The 2,126-nt window shown below is 62.7% G+C and carries 1 protein-coding gene; it reads right to left on the bottom strand.

All coding sequences use genetic code 11. From position 1 onward, the window contains the following. Positions 1–2,126, bottom strand: a 2,126-nt coding sequence (locus R2N16_RS25355) for a DUF6531 domain-containing protein (RefSeq protein ID WP_316669796.1), incomplete at both ends; no start/stop codon positions are given.

Genomic DNA, 2,126 nt, shown 5'->3' with positions numbered 1-2,126 from the left:
CCACTGGTATTCGATGACGCCGTTGGCGGCATCGGTGCGTCGGCGAATGAGCCCGGCTTCGGAGTAGGTCCAGACGGTACGGTGTTGCAGCGCGTCGGTGTGAGCGAGCAGGCGGCCTTCGGCATCGCGCTCGAAACGCTCGGCGGTCTCATCGGGGTGGATGACCTTGGCGAGTTGCCCGGCTTCGTATTCGTAGCGGGTGACGCCGCCTGCGGCGTTGGTGACTTTCTCCAGGCGGCCACGCGGGTCGTATTGCCAGGTGGTGGTCTTGCCGGAGCAGTCGGTGTAGCTGGTGAGTTGGCCGGCTGCGTTGTAGCCGAACTGCTTCTTCCCACCCTTGGCGTCGGTGATTTCGGTGAGCAGGCCGGCCTTGTTGTAGCTGTATTCGGTCTTGTTGCCCAGCGGGTCAATCTCTTCGGTGAGGTTGCCCCGGGTGTCGTAGTCGCGCTGCCAGAGGCCGCCTTCTGCATCGCGGATTTTGATGAGCTGGTCGTGGGCATCGTAGGCATAGTGGATGGCGCTGTCGTCAGCGCGGATGTGCTCGACGAGGTTGCCGCGTTCGTCGTAGGTGAAGCGGTCGATGCTGCCATCGGTGTGGATATGCTGGATGACGTTCTTGGCGTCGTCACGGAAAAGCCATTCCGAGCGGCCATCGGGGTGTTTGATGCGGTAGGTGTAGCCGAGGATGTCGTAGTAGTGACAGGTCTCGTGGCCGAGCGCGTCAGTGACGTAGGTGAGGCGGATGTTCTCGTCCCATTCCAGGCGGGTGTCGAAGCTGCCGTCGTCGGCCCATTCGCGGATGGCTTTGGCATGTGGGCCTTCGCCGTTCCACTGCAGGTTCATGCCTCTGCCAGTGCGGTCGGTGTAGCGGGTGACGAGGTGGTGTTGGTACGTGTAGTCCCAATGGGCGGCATTCTCGTCCTGGGCCATGACGAGGTCGCCCGCTTCGTCGTAGGTGTAGCGCGAGAGCTGGCGGACCAATTGGCCGTCTTCTATTTGCCAGTGTTCGGCGATGCGGCCAGCATCATCCAGTCGAATGCCGACGTGGGCGAGTGTGGTCTGGCCTTGGTAGGCGATGATGTCCGACAGGACGGTGCGTTCACCGATGCGGTGATCGTAGTGCAAGGCGATACCGGCTCCGCTGCGCAGGGTGATGCCGGTCAGGCGGAAGGACTGGCCGTGACGTTGATAGGCTTCCTGGCTTTCAAAGCCGTGGGCGAGCGTCAGTCGATGTTCCGAAACGCGGACGAGCGTGACGCTCTCGATGGGGTCGTGATGGAACCTGCCAACTTCGGGTAGCGGGTAGGCGTGGCTGCGGCCGTCAGCGGCGTGGTAGAGGACGCTTTCAATGCCGTGCTCGTTGATGACATCGAAGCGCGTGGTGTAAGGCGTGATCCAGCGGGCGCCCTGCTCGCTGCTGTCGTAAGCGCCAAGGCTGGAGCGGTAAGTGCGCGTCCAATCGATAGGGAACAGGCTGGGTAGGACGAAATCGGTGTGGGTGAGCGTTTCGTCACCGGTGGCGAAGCTGATGCTCGGTCCGGTGCCGGCCGGTGCCGGACAATTCTTGCAGCCGGGGCTCCCCTTCGCTGGGTGCTGGCTGTTCGTAATTTCCAGTTGGCCTTCGTGTCCCTTCTTGCGGGCTTCGCTCGTTTTGGTGGGATGGACGTTGGTGGCGTTGCCTGCAGCTTTCTTTTTACGCCAACGTGCGACGGCCTCGGCGAGCTTGGCCAAAAGCCAACCGATGCTTTGTGCGGTGGCGGGGTCGGCCAGTTTGGCCATCTGGCTTTTGATCTTGGGAGCGAGGGTGCGCAACTCGCCGACGTTGGCGGCAACGGCGTACCGAACCTGCTCGGACGTGCCGGCTTTCACGGCCGTGTTGACGACGGCCTTGCCGGCGGCCTTGTAGGCGTTGAAGGTGGCGCTGAAAAAGTTGCTGATAGCCGCCTTTGGGTCGTGCAGCAGTTGGTTGCCGGCGGCCCGTATTTGGGTTGCCGCTGCCTGCGCATTGCCCCGGGCATTGAGGTTACCCAGGGCGACCTTTTCCAGGCCATCGGCCGTCTGTATGACCATCTCGGCGCCCAGTTCGCCGGCATCGTTGAGGATGCCGGCGAGCTTGTTTTGGGCCT

It is taken from the genome of Ralstonia psammae (genome assembly GCF_958405935.1).
In the GTDB taxonomy this organism is placed as follows: Bacteria; Pseudomonadota; Gammaproteobacteria; order Burkholderiales; family Burkholderiaceae; genus Ralstonia; species Ralstonia psammae.
Note: the sequence above shows the minus strand (reverse complement) of the source record. Positions and strands in the feature narration are given on the sequence as shown.